Genomic DNA, 14,798 nt, shown 5'->3' on the forward strand with positions numbered 1-14,798 from the left:
TGTCAGGAGTGAGCCATGAAGGGCAAGATTATCCCGTTGGATTTCCGCACGACGGAAGACAGCGAAACCGGACATCGGGTGATGCGGATGACGCCGCCGCACGTTGTCTGTCACCGCAACTACTTCTACCAGAAATGCTTCACCCGCGACGGCGGTCGACTGATTTTCGGCGGCGGATTTGAAGGCCACTGGAACTACTACCTGCTGGATCTCGCCGCCCAACAGGCCACGCAGCTGACCGATGGCCCGGGGGATAATACCTTCGGCGGTTTTTTATCCGATGATGACCGCGCGCTGTGGTACGTCAAAAATAACCACCAGCTACGCCGGGTGGAACTGGCGACGCTGGAGGAACAGGTCATCTACGAAGTGGATGATGAGTGGGTCGCGTATGGCACCTGGGTCGCCACCAGCGATTGCCGCAAACTGGTGGGCATTGAGATCAAAAAAAGCGACTGGCGGCCGCTGACCGACTGGAGCAAGTTCCGCGCCTTTTATTTTACCCATCCTGAGTGTCGGCTGATCAATATCGACCTGCGCAGCGGGGCACGCTCGGTGGTTCTGCAGGAAAAACGCTGGCTGGGCCACCCGCTCTATCGCCCGTTTGACGACCAGACTATCGCCTTCTGCCATGAAGGACCGCGCGATGCGATCGATGCCAGAATGTGGCTGATCAACCCCGACGGCAGCCACCTACGCAACGTTCGCCAGCATCGGCCGGGAGAAAGCTTCACCCACGAGTTCTGGGTGCCGGATGGGTCCGCGCTTTACTATGTCGCCCATCGGGAAAACGATCCGCAGCGCTATCTGTATCGCGCCGATCCGCAAACGCTGGAAAACCGCCAGCTGATGGCGATTCCTCCCTGCTCACACCTGATGAGTAACCACGATGGTTCGCTGATTGTCGGCGACGGTTCGCCGCATAACACCGGCGAGATTCGGCTAAACGACCCGTTTATCTGGGTATTTGATATTCGCTCGGGCGAGCAAAAAGCGATTTGCCGCCATGACTCGACCTGGAAAGTGCTCGACGGCGATCGTCAGGTGACGCATCCGCATCCGTCCTTTTCGCCGGATGAACGCTGGGTGCTGTTTACCTCCGATAAAGAGGGTATGCCGGCGCTGTATCTGGCGGAGGTGTAGTGATTCGGCAACGTCCCGGCTCGCGCGCTGCTTAGCCGGGCTACCGCCGTCTGCGATCCGGTAGCCCGGGCGAGGCGTTTACGCCGCCGCCCGGGATCCCTGTCAGAAGAAATATTTAAACCGCACCCGGGCGCCGTAGCGGTCATCCGTATTGCCGGTTTTCGCCGCCGAAGAGTCCAGCCAGGAGGCATAGGCCCCGAGGTAGATATTAAAGTTCGGCATATCCATGATGTTCGGCAACTGCCAGGAGGTATGAATGGTATGGATGTTATAGCGTCCCGGCGCCAGAATCGCGCAGTCGCCGTCGCATTCCCCGCTCACCCCGGACATATTGAACTGGTCGATTTTGTTATGCGCATAGATATAGCCCAGCTCAACGCGATGCCATAACGCATTGATACCGGCGCTGAAATCTTTTTCATCCGCCGCGTCGAGATAGGCGGTGCTCAGATTCACCACCGCCCCATTTTCGGCATCGGTTTTCAGCGTATTCCAGCTCATGGTCATCCCATAACCGGTACGGCTGGACCGATCGACCCAGCCGCCATTTTGCTTGTCATAACCGTAGGCGTTATTCACCAGGTTGCTCTCCGCCGCGGCCGCCACCGACCAGGCGCCGGACTGCCAGGCCACGACCGGGCGAACATAGGCGACGTTTTTGCGATTATCCAGCGCGTTGCCGTGATAGCTGCGGTTGACGAACAGCGAACTGCCGTCCTCCACCAGCGTATTCAGCTCAAAGTACCAGTTATCCAGCGTTTTGCTGAGCAGGAAGTTGCCGCCGCTGCTGCTACGCCCGCGTCCCTCTTTCATCATATAGATATAGCCGTAGCCGTCGCTGTACAGATCGTTGGCCGTATTACCGGAATACTCAATAAAGGTGTCCTGATTAAGCGGGAACATATCATAGGCTTCAAAGCGCCCCACTTTAATTTTCCAGTCATCTTCGCGGCCAAAAAAGAATACCGCATCATCGAGATTCATTTTCCCGGTCATATCCGCCAGCGGCTGTACGCTGAAGCCGGCATATTTCCCGTCAGCGCCTTTACGCAGGCCATCAAAGCCCAGCAGAATACGTCCGTTAATATCCCAGCGCTCTTTATTCCCCGGCGCCCAGTTTTTATTCGCAGTGGTTTTTACCGACGTCAGGCTGCCGGTGCGGCTGGCGCCATCCATATTAAACTCAACGTCGCCATAGAATTTTAATTCGCCATAATCATTCAACTGTAATGTCGGTTTCACCGGCGCCGCGCTTGCCGTTACCGGCACGGCCGCAGGCTGCTTCAGCGCGCGAATCTCCGCCTCCGCGCTGGCAGCCCTTTGCTCCGTCGCCTTCAGGCGTTGCTCCATCTGCGCCAGCCGCGCTTCCAGCGAAAGCGACTCCTGCGCATTAGCCACGGGGGTAAATAAAGACGTCAGCAAACATCCGACCCAGATCTTTTTCATCGGTAAACCCTTTCTTATTATTTAATTAAATGAAGTTTTTTATTTATGGATAAAAACCGGCGACGACGATGACAATAATAACCCGCCCGTCGCCGCGGACGGGTTATTAACAACATTCAGTTTATTTATTCTAACTGCCAGGCGCCGCCCTCAGATAATAAGGCGGTACCGCTCCAGGCAAATAATGATAATTCCCGGCGGGTAGCGTCCGGATAAATACGGCTACTCAGGCAGGCCTCGCCATCATTGACGAAGACCTCAACCGAGGAGCTATCAAAGAACAGGCGCAGTTTCAGCGGCGAAGCGGCGGTGAGCGGTACGCTGCGTACACCGCACAGGCCGTACTGCGGATAGTGGCGTTCGAGCACCAGACGCTGCATCTGGGCGTCAACGTAGACGCGCAGGCCGTCGCCAAAGCTCAGCCCATATTGTTCGGCGGTGCTGTTGGCGCAATCCCAGTGCAGGATAACCTCCATCGCTTCACAGTTTTCCACCATCAGCGACTGCTGATTTTTCACGGTGCTGACCGGCCACGGGAACCAGGCGCGACGCAGACACTCCACCTCTTTCGCCGGGCGCATCTGCAGGCGGTTGTCCTCACTCAGGCTCAGCTCACGCGGGAGAGAGAGCATTCCTGCCCAGCCGTCCTGCTGTTCCGGCATCGGTGATTCCCACATATCCAGCCAGCCGATGACGATACGGCGGCCATCGGGCGTTTCGAAGCTTTGCGGAGCATAAAAGTCATGCCCGTGGTCCATTTCGACAAACTGACCTTCACGTGCAAAGCGCTGCCCGGACTGCCAGTCGCCGAGCAGGTAGCCGCTCTGGAATAAATTACGGTTCTCGTAGCCGTGCGCCGCCAGCCCCTGCGGAGAGAACATCAGCACGTGCTTATCGCCGAGGGTGAAGAAGTCCGGGCATTCCCACATATAGCCCATCTTCTCTTCCGCTTCGTCGAGGACCCCTTCCTCATGCCACTGACGCAGATCGTCCGAGCGGTACAGACGCACCTGACCGGTATCGCCCACGCGGGCGCCGACGATCATGTACCAGCTGTCGCCGACGCGCCACACCTTCGGATCGCGGAAGTGATGCAGCCCCGGCGGCGTATCCAGTACCATCCCCTGACGCTCAAAGTGAATACCGTCGCGACTGGTGGCCAGACACTGCACCTGATACAAATTCTCTTCATGGCTGGCGTCACCGTGGAATTTATGTCCGGTATAAATCAGCGCCAGGGTATCACCGTCCACCACCGCGGAGCCGGAGAAGCAGCCGTCTTTATCCTCTGGCCCTTCCGGGGCCAGCGCGACCGGCAGATGTTCCCAGTGGACTAAATCCTTGCTGCGGGCGTGGCCCCAGTGCATCGGGCCCCACTGCGTGGAGTACGGATGATGCTGGTAGAAAGCGTGATACCAGCCGTCAAACCACACCAGGCCATTGGGATCGTTGATCCAGCCCGCACGGGCGGCGAGGTGGTAGCGTGGATACCAGCGCGGGTTCAGCGCCTCGCATTTAGCCTGCAGTTCTTGTTCAGCATTGGCAATTGAGTACATCATATTCTTCACTCTTTTCAATCAGATAGCAGTTGGTTGCGGCATTCGCGGCTCGGCGGATGACTTACTGGATCGCAACAAGAAGATGGAGATAAAGGTGGTGCAGAACACCAGCAGCCCCATAATCAAATAGGACTGGGCGAAACCGTATTTCTCATAGCTATAGCCCGCCAGCGGCGACAGCACCGTGGCAATCACCGAGCTGGTGCAGGCAAAGCCCACCAGATACAGCGTGGAGGAGAGTCGTTTGTCGAAGTTGGCGCTGTTGTATTTAAAGATTGCGACCAGCAGCACCGGCAGCTCCACCGCGTGCAGCAGCTTGGTAATGGAGATCAGCAGCGGCCCTTCCACCAGGCCGGAGGCCACCATACGCAACGCCATCACCATCCCGGCGAAAATCAGGCCGTTTTTCGCTCCGATGCGGTTCACCAGCCACGGCGCGCAGAACATCCCGGCGGCCTCAAGGAATACCTGGAACGAGTTCAGGTAGCCATACATCGCGTTGCCTTCCTGCAGGGTCGCGAACTGGGACGAGAAATAGACCGGGAACTGCTGGTCGTAGACGCCGTAAATACAGGTCCCGACCACGAAAAATACCAGCGCCCAGAAGCGAGGCAGGGTCAGCAGACGCAGAGCGTCTTCCAGCGTCACTTTGCCGCCCGATATCGCCTCCTGCATGGCCTGCGGCGCGGAAGAGACCCGCAGCCGCGCCAGGAGAATAAAGAACACCAGTCCGGAGCAGCTGGCGACCGCAAAGTTGAGTTGCGGGTTGATGTTAAACAGCAGTCCGGCAAAGAAGGTCGCCACCGCCCAACCGAGCGATCCCCACATGCGCGCTTTGCCAAACTCAAACTGACTCTGGCGCGCCACGCGCTCGGTATAGGACTCGAGCACGCCGATACCGCCGTTAAAGGTTAAGCCGATATAGATCCCACCGAAGATGCTGCCCAGCAGAACGTTAATTTTCAGCAGGTAGCCAAACAGCAGATAGGCTGGCCCCGAGAGAATCAGCAGCGCGGTGATATACCACAGCAGATTTTTACGCAGCCCGAGTTTGTCCTGGATAAAACCGTAACAGATTTGGGCAAACAGCGCGGAAACGGAAAGCACGGAATAGATGATCCCGGTATCTCCCGGTTTCAGCCCCACTTCCTGGTGCAACCAGATAGAGAGCAACGATCCGGAAGCGGACCAGGTCACGAAAAAGAAAAACAGTAAGGCACTGAGTAGCGGGTAGCTGTGAGAGTGATGGGCTTTCATCATGACATTCTCGTGTAGGAGTAATGAACGCATGGTAACGTTAACAAAAAACCGAAATCATGTCGTTTTGCTGAGATACATGATGTTAATCACAAAAGTTAACGTTAACATAACAGAGATGAGATCGCGATCAAATATTCCTCTCCACTGCGATCGCCCGGCCTGGGATAGAATATCGTATGATCCTTTTACATCAGCGACTTAGTTGTATAGCCTGTTGCATGGTGGCAACGGTGGAGTATCAAATATGGCATCCTTGAAAGATGTGGCAAAACTGGCAAACGTCTCTCTGATGACGGTTTCACGGGCCCTGAACAGCCCCGAGCGCCTGAAACCAGAGACCCTGGCCCGCGTTCAGTCTGCCATCGAACAAACCAACTACGTCCCCGACCTGTCAGCCAAGAAGATCCGCGGCGCTCACGCTACACCGAATACCATTGGCGTGCTGGCTCTGGATACCGTCACCACCCCGTTCTCGGTGGAAATCACTCTCTCTATCGAAGAGACCGCACGCGCGCACGGCTGGAACAGCTTCGTGGTGAACATGTTTTCCGATGATAGCCCGGAAACCATTGTCGACCTGCTGCTCTCGCACCGTCCTGACGGCATTATCTACACCACCATGGGGCTGCGTCAGGTGCCGCTGCCGGCCAAGCTGTTAACGCTCCCCTGTGTGCTCGCCAACTGCGAAAGCCTCAACGATCCGGTCGCCAGCTATATTCCGGATGATGAACAGGGTCAGTACACCGCCGTGCAGGCTCTGCTCGCGGCGGGCTACCGTCGCCCGCTCTGTTTGCATCTTCCGGCCAACCATCTCGCGACCGTCCGTCGCCGCAGGGGGCTGGAACGCGCCTGTCGGGAAGCCGGTATCAACCCGGACACCCTCGAACATGGTTATATGGAATATGGCGATCAGCACTATCGTGATATGCCCGCCATGGTGCTGGCCAATATCGACCGCGGTAAACCTCGGTTTGATTCGGTCATCTGCGGCAACGATCGTATCGCGTTTATGGTCTATCAAACGCTACTGGCGCAGGGGTTGCGCATTCCACAGGACGTGGCGGTGGTGGGTTACGATAATATGGTCGGGATTGGCGATCTGTTTGTACCGCCGCTGTCGACGGTGCAGCTACCCCATTATGACATCGGGCGCCTGAGCGCCCTGCATATCATTAACGGCGATAGCCATCGGGACACGGTGCGTATTGCCAGCCCGTGGCTACCCAGAGAGTCGCTGTAATTCATTGCCGATGTTGCGCAGCTTTTCACCGGACATCAGCTTACGTTCGATATGCTCAAGCGTGACGCTTTTTGGTTTCCGGGATCAGCCGGAAGGTTCCCGCTGCGCCAATCGTATCGAGCAGCGTCAGGAAAGTCGCCCGATAATCATGTTCGCCCCCCGGTTGCTGGCGGTTGAACAGGTGATGCCAAAATCGCGGCATTTCCGCGGCTGAATTTCTGAGTACAGGCTCCACACCGCCGGCGCGGGGCAAAGCCGCCAATAAAAAACCCTGCCGTCAAAGCAGGGTTTGTTGTCCGTCTGCATCGGCCTTAGCGCGCCAGCCAGCCGCCATCCACCGCCACGGTATAGCCGTTAATGTAATCCGACGCGCGGGAGGAGAGGAACACCACCGGCCCCATTAGATCGTCCGGCAAACCCCAACGCCCCGCCGGGATACGGTCGAGAATTTCAGCGCTACGCTGTTCGTCGGCGCGCAGCTGCTGGGTGTTGTTGGTCGCCATGTAGCCCGGAGCGATAGCGTTGACGTTGATGTTGTGCTTCGCCCACTCATTCGCCAGCAGGCGAGTCACCCCCATCACGCCGCTTTTTGAGGCGGTGTAGGACGGTACGCGGATGCCGCCCTGGAAAGAGAGCATGGACGCGATGTTAATGATTTTGCCGCCGTTGCCCTGAGCAATAAAATGTTTCGCCGCCGCCTGAGACATAAAGAACACGCTTTTGATGTTCAGATCCATCACGTCGTCCCAGTCTTTCTCGCTGAATTCCAGGGCGTCCTGGCGACGAATCAGGCCGGCATTGTTGACCAGAATGTCAATATGGCCGAACTCAGCCACCGCGCGCTCCAGCAGCTGCGCAATGCCATCAATGTGGCGCAAATCGGCCGTCAGGCTCAGAAAACGGCGGCCCAGCGCGGTGACGCGCTCAATGGTTTCCGCCGGTTCGACAATATTAATACCGACAATATCGCAGCCCGCTTGCGCCAGACCAACCGCCATACCCTGGCCCAGTCCGGTGTCGCAGCCGGTCACCACCGCCACTTTACCCTGTAGGGAGAATGCATCGAGTATCATACTTTGTTCCTTAATCTTTCAGAGCCCGTACAACACAGGCAAGGTTCTATTTGTCCGATCCGCAACCCGCACGGCTTCTGACACCAGGGAAAACGCTCCGGGTGCTACCCATCATAAAAAAAATAAAACATAGTTTTGTTTTAATGGCGTGAACATCTTAACCCTGGAAAAAGCGCTTTTCAATTTTTATTAAAACGATGTTTCATATTTTCAGCATCTAATTGCCAGAAATGCAAAACGGATCACGAAGCGGCGCATCCACCGAGAGAGAAAACCCAATAAATATATTAAAATACAACAAATTAAATGATCTTTGAAAAACGACAGCGTAATGCAAAAAGCGAACATAAAAACAAAGTTCGCCTGAACATCGGCACCCGCTGAGGCTGAAAACTGCGATCCAGGGCAAGGTTTTATGGCGAATTGCGCCCACCATCACAAATAATGAAACGTCGTTTTGATAAATTGACACTCATCTTTTAAATCAACTTCATCTGGCTAAACGTCCCCTCCAGGCAGGCGACATCGCAGGAAGGAAAAGGAGCACATCATGGCTAAAGGCATGCGGGTAACATTGAACTATGAGGTCAGTCGCGATCCGGATACCGGCGCGGAAATCACCCGCTTAACCCCTCCGGAAGTAACCTGTCATCGTAACTACTTCTATCAAAAATGTTTTTTCAATGATGGCAGCCATCTGTTATTTGCCGGTGAGTTCGACGGCCACTGGAACTACTACCTGTTAGATATCGCCAAAGCCGAGGCCATCCAGCTCACGGAAGGGGCGGGCGATAATACCTTCGGCGGTTTTCTCTCGCCGGATGATGCTTCGCTCTATTACGTGAAAAACGATCGCTCGCTGCGGGAAGTGAACCTCACCACCCTGCAGGAACGTGAAGTCTATCGCGTCGCTGACCAGTGGGTCGGCTATGGCACCTGGGTCGCCAACAGCGAGTGCAGCCAGCTGGTGGGCATCGAGATTGCAAAAAGCGACTGGACCCCGCTCAATGACTGGCAAATATTCCACGACTTCTTCCATAAAGGCCCCCACTGCCGCCTGCTCCGCGTCGATCTGCAAAGCGGTGAAAGCCGCGTTATCCATGAAGAGAAGAACTGGCTGGGCCATCCCATCTATCGACCTTTCGACGACAATACCGTCGCCTTCTGCCATGAGGGGCCGCACGATCTGGTCGACGCCCGCATGTGGCTGGTCAATGAAGACGGCAGCAACGTGCGTAAAGTCAAAGCGCACGCCGAGGGTGAAAGCTGTACTCACGAGTTCTGGGTTCCGGACGGCTCGGCGTTGATATATGTCTCTTATTTGAAGGGCCAGCAGGGGCGGACGATTTATCGCTTCAACCCGGATAGCGGCGTCAACACCGCGCTGATGCAGATGCCCGCCTGTTCCCATCTGATGAGTAATTTCGACGGCACGCTGCTGGTTGGCGACGGTTCAGGGACGCCGGTCGACGTGAACGATACCAGCGGTTACACCATTGATAACGACCCCTATCTGTATGTTTTCGACGTGGCGAAGCAGGCTTACTGCCGCGTAGCCCGCCATGATACCTCCTGGGCCACGGTCGCCAACAGTCGCCAGGTGACCCATCCGCACCCGTCCTTTACGCCGGACGATGGCGCCATTCTGTTCAGCTCGGATAAAGACGGGAAGCCGGCTATCTATATTGCGAAGCTGCCGGAGCAACCGGTGATGTTGCCGGCATAAAGTGAGCTTCCCCCCTTTTGAGTGAGTGTTTCTGTCACTGGCCTTGCCCTCCTTCACGGAGGGCTTTTTTTGCTTCATTACCGCCTGCCGGCTCTGCTAACCGCCATCGCCGGCAGGCAACAAAAACAACAAGCCCCGGCTAACGGCTCCGGGGCAATCAGCAAAATTGTCTGCGCTTAGAAAGAGTAGGCCACGCCGACGCGGAAGCGGGTCTGGCGATCGCTGCGATCGTTCACGCCAACGTTACCAATCTCACCATAAGGCGACCAGTTTTTATCCAGCTTATAGGCCACTTTGACATTATATTCCTGGGAGTACGGCTTGTTGTCATTGCGAGCCACGCCTTCACTACTGCGGGCATAAACGTAGTTAAGCTCGGTACGCCAGTCGCCCAGAACAAAGCCGGCCCACGCATCGCCGCGGTTCACTTTATCGTCGTCTTTACCGGCGTTTGCCGGATAGCGCGTGTATTCATAACGATAACGAGCGGCGAGATAGAAGCCGTTATCAAAACTGTATTGCACGTGCAGATTGGGCTTATAAATCGAACGACTGTCGTTACTTTCAATATTGAAACCAGGCGTGACAAAGAAGTTCTGCGCCGCTTTCCAGCGCCAGCTAATGGTCTCTTCATGACCGCTGCCGACGAAATCGGCATAAGGCTGGTCAGTATTCTCGCCTCCCGACTTCCACTTCGCCTCAACGGAGAAACCTAAGCCGTTGGCAAAGCGGTGGGAGACAGAAACGCGGTCGGCGTTGGTCTTATCGCTTTTTCCACCATCAATGAATTCATGACGCAAATCGACGGTCACAGCGGAAGCAGAAAAGGTTGCGGCACAGAGAGCAGCAAGGACCAGAGATCTCGCAAACATAGGGTACCCCTTTAAAAATTAAAATTATGTTTCTATTTTATGAAACTGCATTTTATTTTTTAAGCACCCTCGTTTTAGTGATCGAGATCGTAATTATTTGTTTCAAAAAACATGGCACAGCAGGACGTGACCAGGCTCAACAAAAAAGGCCTTCGCGGCGCTGTTTTCGCGGAATTCGGTCACAGCCGGCAAGACAAACGGCAATAAAAAAGCCCCCGGACGGAGGCCTGGAAGAACAGAAGTGTAGACGAGGATTATGCGCGTTCCACCGCCAGCGCAACGCCCTGGCCGCCGCCGATGCACAGCGTGGCCAGCCCTTTACGGGCATCACGTTTAATCATCTCATGGACCAGCGAGACCAGAATACGGCAGCCGGAAGCGCCGATGGGGTGGCCCAGCGCAATCGCCCCGCCGTTGACATTGACCCGACGCTCATCCCATTCCAGTACTCTTCCCACTGAAATCGCCTGGGCGGCAAACGCCTCATTGGCTTCGATCAGGTCGACTTCATCCAGCCGCCATCCCGCCCTCTCCAGACAGCGACGCGTGGCGTGTACCGGCGCGATGCCCATCAGCGCCGGGTCGACGCCGACGCTGGCAAATGCGCGGATCCGCGCGAGGATCGGCAGACCGAGCTCCAGCGCTTTCGCTTCGCTCATCATCATCACCGCCGCCGCGCCGTCATTGATGCTTGAAGCATTGCCGGCGGTCACCGAACCCAGCCGATCGAAGGCCGGTTGTAAACTGGCCAGCCCTTCAGCGCTGGCATCCACCCGCGGCTGCTCATCGGTATCAATCGTTCGCGGCGCGCCGTTCAGCTCGGTCGTCACCGGGACAATTTCATCGCGAAAGCGCCCTGAATCAATCGCCCGCCGGGCTTTATGCTGCGAACTGAGCGCCCATGCATCCTGGAGTTCGCGGCTGATGCCATACTCCCGCGCCAGGTTTTCCGCCGTAACGCCCATATGGTAATCGTTGAAGGCATCCCACAGACCATCATGAACCAGGCTATCAATCAGCTGGCTGTTGCCCAGCCGGGCGCCGGTGCGGCTATCGGTAAGGACGTGCGGCGCGCGGCTCATATTTTCCTGTCCGCCGGCAATCACCACATCGGCTTCACCACACTGGATCGCCTGCGTCGCCAGATGCAGCGCCTTCAACCCGGAGCCGCACACATCGTTAATCGTTATCGCGGAAACGGTATTCGGCAGCCCGCCGCGAATCGCGGATTGACGCGCAGGGTTTTGCCCGGTGCCCGCGGTTAATACCTGCCCGAGGATCACCTCATCCACGCTTTGCGGGTCAATACCGGCACGTTCCACTAACGCCTTGACCACCAGACTTCCCAACTCCACCGCCGAGTGCCGCGACAACGTTCCCTGAAAGCAGCCTATGGGGGTACGCAACGCGCCAACGATCACGACATCTTTCATCCTCTACCTCTGCCCTGCCTCTGCGCAAAGAAACAGCAACATAGTAGAGAATTGTTATCAAAAAATTTCGCAATTGTTTAAAAAAAGTGAGGCAAATCACAAAGATTTGCGCCGCGCTCAGGGCTGATGGCGCTGCAAATGCTGGCGTAGCCAGCTCCCGGCTTTTCCCGGCGGCGCCTTCTTATTCCACAATAAATCGACAGAGATCGCCCGGGGCCAGCCGGGAATATTCAGCGCGACCAGCGCGCCGGAGCCGGCGAACTCGTCGACCAGCGCGCTCGGCAAAATGCACCACCCCAGCCCTTGCACCGCCATGCTGAGCAGCAGTAGGTAGTTGGGCGCCGACCAGACCTGCCCTGTGGCGGGTTCTGACGCGCTGGCGAGAAAGGTGCTCAGGCGTAATTCGCGCCAGCTGTGCAACTCATCCCAGGCCACCCGGCCCTGCGCCGCCAGCGGGTGCGCAGGCGCCACGTAGATAGCCATCGCGGTTTGCAGCGGCAGGCGCGTGCTGCCAATCTCCGTCGGATAGCTCTCTCTGGCCTCAATCAGCCCCACCTGCGCGCGTTCCTTTTGTAGCAGATCGATAACATCTTCATCTTCACCGATCAGACACTCGAACTCCGTATGGGGAAAATGACGATCGAACTGCTGGAGAAGATCCTCCAGCACATCCGGATGCAGGGTATCGGACAGCACAAAGGTCAGGCGCGCCTCCGTGGCGTCGGAGAGCGAAACAGCCAGTTCATCCAGCCTGTCGCTGGCCGCCAGGATCGCTTTGACATAGCTCAGCACCTGCTCTCCCTGCGGCGTGAGGGTGGGATGGCGGGTGGCGCGATCGAACAGCGCGACGCCGAGATCCGCTTCAAGATTGGCGATGGCGGTACTGATGGTGGACTGGCTTTTGCGCAGCCGACGGGCGGCGGCAGAAAACGAACCGCAGGCAACGGCTTCAACAAACGCGGTCAGGGCTTCGGGAGAATAGCGCATAAACTATCTACTTTATCGATGGAATCCATCTTTTGTTTATCACATTTATCCATAAAATGCGGAGTAATTTCCTGTAATCGCTTCCCCCGTGGCGCTCTGGCCGCGGGCAGAACACGGCTTTTCGGAGGTAGTAAGCCATGCAACAGAACGCTTTACAGCGTAAAACGCTGACAGAACGTGTCATCCATGCGGTCAGTTTCGAAGGACTCGCCACCTTGATTCTCGCGCCAGCCGCCGCCTGGTTAATGCAGCGCTCGGTGGTGGAAATGGGTGGGTTGAGCATCCTGCTCGCCACCCTGGCGATGGTGTGGAACCTGATTTATAACGCGATTTTTGACCGCCTCTGGCCGGTATCGCGGGTGGTGCGTACTCTGAAAGTCCGCGCCCTGCACGCCATCGGATTTGAATCCGGATTTATCATTATCGGGGTCACCGCCGTGGCATTGATCCTCGGAGTCTCGCTGATGCAGGCGTTTATGCTGGAAATCGGCTTCATGCTGTTTTTCCTGCCCTATACCATGCTGTTCAACTGGGTATGGGATACGCTGCGCGTGCGGGTACTGAAGTATCGTCAGCGGCGGATCCTCGCCCGCAGCTGACGGATTGCGCGGCGCCGGGACAACGCCCGGCGCTCTCCCGTCGGATTTGTCAGCCTAAAGTATCGCAACGGCTCATTGATTGTTGTGGTAAATTACACTCCTTTTTTTTTGGTTTTACGGTTGATAAATTCACACAATGTCTAAAATTTGGTCTAAAGAAGAAACTCTTTGGAGTTTTGCCTTATATGGCACTGCCGTAGGCGCTGGCACCCTATTTTTACCGATCCAGCTGGGATCCGCCGGCGCCATTGTCCTGTTCATCACCGCCCTGGTCGCCTGGCCGTTAACCTACTGGCCGCATAAAGCGCTGAGTCAGTTTATCCTCTCGGCTAAAGCCGCTGCCGGTACGGGGATCACCGGCGCAGTCAACCACTACTACGGCAAGAAAGTCGGCAACCTGATCACCACGCTCTATTTCCTCGCCTTCCTGGTGGTGGTGCTGATTTACGCCGTGGCGATCACCAACTCGCTGGCCGAACAGCTGGCCCGGCATATGCCGATTACGCCAACCGCTCGCGCGCTGCTCAGCCTGGGCGTTGTGCTGGTACTGAATCTGATCTTTTTGATGGGTCGCCGTATCACGATTAAAGTGATGGGTTTTCTGGTGTTCCCGCTGATTGCCTGTTTCCTGTTCCTGTCGATCTATTTGATTGGCGCCTGGCAACCGGAGCATCTCACCAGCCAGATGCAGCTGAACCCGTATACGTTCCACCAAATCTGGATCTCGATTCCCGTGATGGTTTTCGCTTTTAGCCATACGCCGATCATTTCAACTTTTGCTATCGATCAGCAGGAGAAATACGGTGAGCAGGCCATGGGTAAATGCAAAAAAATCATGAAGGTGGCTTACACCATTATCTGCGCCAGCGTACTGTTTTTTGTCTTCAGCTGCCTGCTGGCGATTCCGGTTTCTTATATTGAAAACGCGCGTAATGAAGGGGTGACGATTCTCTCCGCGCTCTCAATGATGCCTGGCTCCCCGGCATGGCTGGCGGTGACCGGGATCGTGGTGGCGGTCGTGGCGATGTCGAAGTCGTTTCTCGGCACCTATTTCGGGGTGATAGAGGGAGCCAGCGAGATCGTGAAAACCTCTCTGGGTCAGATCGGCATACGTAAAAGCCGCGCCTTTAATCGCGCGATGTCGATTCTGCTGGTTTCGACGCTGACCTTCGTGGTCTGCTTCGTTAACCCTAACGCCATCTCAATGATCTACGCCATCAGCGGTCCGCTGATCGCCATGATTTTGTTCATCATGCCAACGCTGTCGACGTACACCATTCCCACGCTGAAGCCATACCGCTCCGTGGGGAATTTCATCACTCTGGTCGTCGGTTTACTCTGCGTTTCGGTGATGTTCTTTAGCTAGCCCCGCCCCTGCGGCGGCGGTTACCACCGTCGCCGCACGTTCTGCCAATATTCCCGCCACTCGAAACGCGCTGACCGGTTTACACTTATGGTTT

The 14,798-nt window shown here is 56.2% G+C and carries 12 protein-coding genes and 1 pseudogene; 5 read left to right on the top strand and 8 right to left on the bottom strand.

What is annotated here, in order from left to right; translation table 11 throughout:
* The first annotated feature begins 15 nt into the window (after nt 1-15).
* A complete protein-coding gene (locus tag EDF73_RS18610) occupies nt 16-1,143 on the top strand; it encodes an oligogalacturonate lyase family protein (RefSeq protein WP_132730538.1) in 1,128 nt (375 codons plus the stop codon).
* A gap of 102 nt (nt 1,144-1,245) precedes the next feature.
* On the opposite strand, the gene EDF73_RS18615 is transcribed toward EDF73_RS18610, so the two are convergent.
* The 3 genes from EDF73_RS18615 to EDF73_RS18625 all read right to left on the bottom strand — a co-directional run bounded on the left by EDF73_RS18615 (nt 1,246) and on the right by EDF73_RS18625 (nt 5,408).
* The gene (locus tag EDF73_RS18615) at nt 1,246-2,589 is read right to left on the bottom strand and encodes a carbohydrate porin (RefSeq protein ID WP_132730539.1); all 1,344 of its coding nucleotides are present in this window, start codon (nt 2,587-2,589) and stop codon (nt 1,246-1,248) included.
* Between the two features lie 125 nt (nt 2,590-2,714).
* Nucleotides 2,715-4,148 (bottom strand): glycoside hydrolase family 32 protein, encoded by a 1,434-nt coding sequence (locus EDF73_RS18620; RefSeq protein WP_132730540.1) that lies wholly within the window; start codon nt 4,146-4,148, stop codon nt 2,715-2,717.
* 18 nt (nt 4,149-4,166) lie between these two features.
* A complete protein-coding gene (locus tag EDF73_RS18625) occupies nt 4,167-5,408 on the bottom strand; it encodes an MFS transporter (RefSeq protein WP_132730541.1) in 1,242 nt (413 codons plus the stop codon).
* Nucleotides 5,409-5,652: 244 nt separating this feature from the next.
* Between EDF73_RS18625 and EDF73_RS18630 the strand changes: the two genes are divergently transcribed.
* Nucleotides 5,653-6,648, top strand: coding sequence for a LacI family DNA-binding transcriptional regulator (locus tag EDF73_RS18630; RefSeq protein WP_132730542.1), 996 nt, complete (start codon nt 5,653-5,655; stop codon nt 6,646-6,648).
* On the opposite strand, the pseudogene EDF73_RS18635 reads toward EDF73_RS18630, so the two are convergent.
* Both EDF73_RS18635 and kduD read right to left on the bottom strand, forming a co-directional pair.
* Nucleotides 6,628-6,894, bottom strand: a pseudogene (locus EDF73_RS18635) (MFS transporter); the annotation flags it as partial. The gene EDF73_RS18630 and the pseudogene EDF73_RS18635 overlap by 21 nt on opposite strands.
* Before the next feature lie 65 nt (nt 6,895-6,959).
* Nucleotides 6,960-7,721 carry a 2-dehydro-3-deoxy-D-gluconate 5-dehydrogenase KduD gene (kduD, locus tag EDF73_RS18640; RefSeq protein ID WP_132730543.1) on the bottom strand — a complete coding sequence of 254 codons (762 nt, stop codon included), beginning with the start codon at nt 7,719-7,721 and terminating at the stop codon, nt 6,960-6,962.
* A gap of 550 nt (nt 7,722-8,271) precedes the next feature.
* Here kduD and EDF73_RS18645 point away from each other — a divergent pair.
* Nucleotides 8,272-9,447 (top strand): oligogalacturonate lyase family protein, encoded by a 1,176-nt coding sequence (locus tag EDF73_RS18645; RefSeq protein ID WP_132730544.1) that lies wholly within the window; start codon nt 8,272-8,274, stop codon nt 9,445-9,447.
* Nucleotides 9,448-9,623: 176 nt separating this feature from the next.
* Here the strand turns inward: EDF73_RS18645 and EDF73_RS18650 are convergent, their stop codons facing one another.
* The 3 genes from EDF73_RS18650 to EDF73_RS18660 all read right to left on the bottom strand — a co-directional run bounded on the left by EDF73_RS18650 (nt 9,624) and on the right by EDF73_RS18660 (nt 12,739).
* Nucleotides 9,624-10,319, bottom strand: coding sequence for an oligogalacturonate-specific porin KdgM family protein (locus EDF73_RS18650; protein ID WP_132730545.1), 696 nt, complete (start codon nt 10,317-10,319; stop codon nt 9,624-9,626).
* Nucleotides 10,320-10,573: 254 nt separating this feature from the next.
* Nucleotides 10,574-11,752: an acetyl-CoA C-acetyltransferase gene (locus tag EDF73_RS18655; protein ID WP_132730546.1), complete on the bottom strand. Its 1,179-nt coding sequence runs from the start codon at nt 11,750-11,752 to the stop codon at nt 10,574-10,576.
* 117 nt (nt 11,753-11,869) lie between these two features.
* Nucleotides 11,870-12,739 (bottom strand): LysR family transcriptional regulator, encoded by an 870-nt coding sequence (locus EDF73_RS18660; protein WP_132730547.1) that lies wholly within the window; start codon nt 12,737-12,739, stop codon nt 11,870-11,872.
* A gap of 137 nt (nt 12,740-12,876) precedes the next feature.
* Between EDF73_RS18660 and EDF73_RS18665 the strand changes: the two genes are divergently transcribed.
* Both EDF73_RS18665 and EDF73_RS18670 read left to right on the top strand, forming a co-directional pair.
* A complete protein-coding gene (locus EDF73_RS18665; RefSeq protein ID WP_132730548.1) occupies nt 12,877-13,338 on the top strand; it encodes a multidrug/biocide efflux PACE transporter in 462 nt (153 codons plus the stop codon).
* A gap of 136 nt (nt 13,339-13,474) precedes the next feature.
* A complete protein-coding gene (locus EDF73_RS18670; protein ID WP_132730549.1) occupies nt 13,475-14,704 on the top strand; it encodes an amino acid permease in 1,230 nt (409 codons plus the stop codon).
* The last annotated feature ends 94 nt before the right edge of the window (nt 14,705-14,798 follow it).

Source organism: Klebsiella sp. BIGb0138 (assembly GCF_004342285.1).
Lineage (GTDB): Bacteria > Pseudomonadota > Gammaproteobacteria > Enterobacterales > Enterobacteriaceae > Klebsiella.

Coding starts and splice junctions, on each gene's coding strand:
- EDF73_RS18625 (WP_132730541.1), bottom strand. CDS start 5,408: ATGATGAAAGCCCATCACTCTCACAGCTACCCGCTACTCAGTGCCTTA.
- EDF73_RS18610 (WP_132730538.1), top strand. CDS start 16: ATGAAGGGCAAGATTATCCCGTTGGATTTCCGCACGACGGAAGACAGC.
- kduD (WP_132730543.1), bottom strand. CDS start 7,721: ATGATACTCGATGCATTCTCCCTACAGGGTAAAGTGGCGGTGGTGACC.
- EDF73_RS18655 (WP_132730546.1), bottom strand. CDS start 11,752: ATGAAAGATGTCGTGATCGTTGGCGCGTTGCGTACCCCCATAGGCTGC.
- EDF73_RS18650 (WP_132730545.1), bottom strand. CDS start 10,319: ATGTTTGCGAGATCTCTGGTCCTTGCTGCTCTCTGTGCCGCAACCTTT.
- EDF73_RS18620 (WP_132730540.1), bottom strand. CDS start 4,148: ATGATGTACTCAATTGCCAATGCTGAACAAGAACTGCAGGCTAAATGC.
- EDF73_RS18630 (WP_132730542.1), top strand. CDS start 5,653: ATGGCATCCTTGAAAGATGTGGCAAAACTGGCAAACGTCTCTCTGATG.
- EDF73_RS18645 (WP_132730544.1), top strand. CDS start 8,272: ATGGCTAAAGGCATGCGGGTAACATTGAACTATGAGGTCAGTCGCGAT.
- EDF73_RS18670 (WP_132730549.1), top strand. CDS start 13,475: ATGTCTAAAATTTGGTCTAAAGAAGAAACTCTTTGGAGTTTTGCCTTA.
- EDF73_RS18660 (WP_132730547.1), bottom strand. CDS start 12,739: ATGCGCTATTCTCCCGAAGCCCTGACCGCGTTTGTTGAAGCCGTTGCC.
- EDF73_RS18615 (WP_132730539.1), bottom strand. CDS start 2,589: ATGAAAAAGATCTGGGTCGGATGTTTGCTGACGTCTTTATTTACCCCC.
- EDF73_RS18665 (WP_132730548.1), top strand. CDS start 12,877: ATGCAACAGAACGCTTTACAGCGTAAAACGCTGACAGAACGTGTCATC.